General features: G+C 67.1%; 1 protein-coding gene. It reads left to right on the top strand.

The annotated features are described in order from the left end of the window. Positions 1 to 625: 625 nt before the first annotated feature. The coding region (locus tag AB1460_RS37475; protein ID WP_368967305.1) for a reverse transcriptase domain-containing protein at positions 626 to 1,446 on the top strand (821 nt) is incomplete at its 3' end.

The following is a 1,446-nucleotide window of genomic DNA, read 5'->3' as shown; positions in this document are numbered from 1 at the left end:
GGTGGGAGACCTTCACCGCCGGGTTGTCGTGGCAGCCGGGCAGAAGCTGAGGGCAGCCTGATCCGGGAGACGCCGGGGAGGGCGGGAAGCAGCCCTGACAACGCCGGGACGCGTCGGCACTGCCAGACGGGGCGGGTTCGGCAAGCGAGACGGAAAGGCGTACGTGAGAAACCAGCGTGTAAAGCCCCTCAATCGGCCCTCCAGCTCGAACCTGGCGGATGTGGGCTGGGTTGCGGCGCGCACCGCCTCGGGACCTGGTTTCGAGGCGGGAACTCCGCACCGGGATGATTCCGCCCGGTCGGAGGCCACGGTGAAGGTCCACGGCGTAGTCGTGGCGATGCCGCTGGGGCAGAGCTGGACGCCCAGGTCCGTCGATCGGTGATGCGGTGAACGTGGGAACCATCCGGCGTCGCCCAGACTCCGTGCGTCGAGTACGGGAACGGGCAGGTGCGTCGTCCGCTGTGGGCGTCGGGTGGGGCGGAGGTCTCGTAGTAGTCGCGGGCGTGACGACCCGTCACGGAGGCCGGGAAAGCCGGCTACAGGGCGAAGGAGACCAGCAAGCCGGCAGCCGAAGGGCTGGAAGGCCAGGAGTACGCCGGTGAACATCGGCGAACTGGAGCAGGCTGTGGTCAGGGAGGAACATGAACACGCCCTGGTCGTGGCCGCGCGTCGGGTACTGGAGATCCAGACCAAGCTGCACCGATGGGCCGGGGATGACCCTCATCGCCGGTTTGATGATCTGTTTAACCTCGTCGCGGATCCTGCGTTTCTGTTGGTGGCGTGGGATCGGGTGCGGGGCAACAGGGGCGCGCGAACGGCCGGGGTGGACGGGCAGACCGTCTACTACGTGGAGGCCGAGGTGGGGGTCGAGGTATTCCTCGACCGGCTGCGGACCGAAATAAAGGACCGTGGTTTCCGTCCGTTGCCGTCACGGGAACGGTGGATCCCGAAACCGGGCACGACGAGACGTCGCCGCCTGGGGATCGCCGCCGTGCGGGACCGGGTGGTCCAGGCGTCCCTGAAACTGGTGTTGGAGCCGATCTTCGAGGCGGATTTCCTCCCGTGCAGCTACGGGTTCCGCCCGAACCGCCGGACTCACGACGCCGTGGCCGAGGTGCGCTACCTCACGGCCCGCTCCTACGAATGGGTCGTGGAAGGCGACATCAAGGCATGCTTTGACGAGATCTCGCATCCAGCCTTGCTTGATCGGGTGCGGATACGAGTCGGAGACAAACGGGTACTGAGCCTGGTGAAGGCGTTTCTCAAAGCCGGGGTCCTCGGCGAGGACCGAGTGCTGCGAGATACCAACGCCGGAACCGCGCAAGGGTCGATCCTCTCCCCGTTGCTCAGCAACGTGGCGCTTGCCGTCCTGGACGAACACATCGCCCAGGCTCCGGGCGGGCCCAGGGTGAGCCGCAATGATCGGCTCACCCGTCGCCGTCACGG

The organism is Parafrankia sp. FMc2 (assembly GCF_041008525.1).
Lineage (GTDB): Bacteria > Actinomycetota > Actinomycetes > Frankiales > Frankiaceae > Parafrankia.
This window is presented reverse-complemented; position numbering and strand designations above follow the sequence as displayed.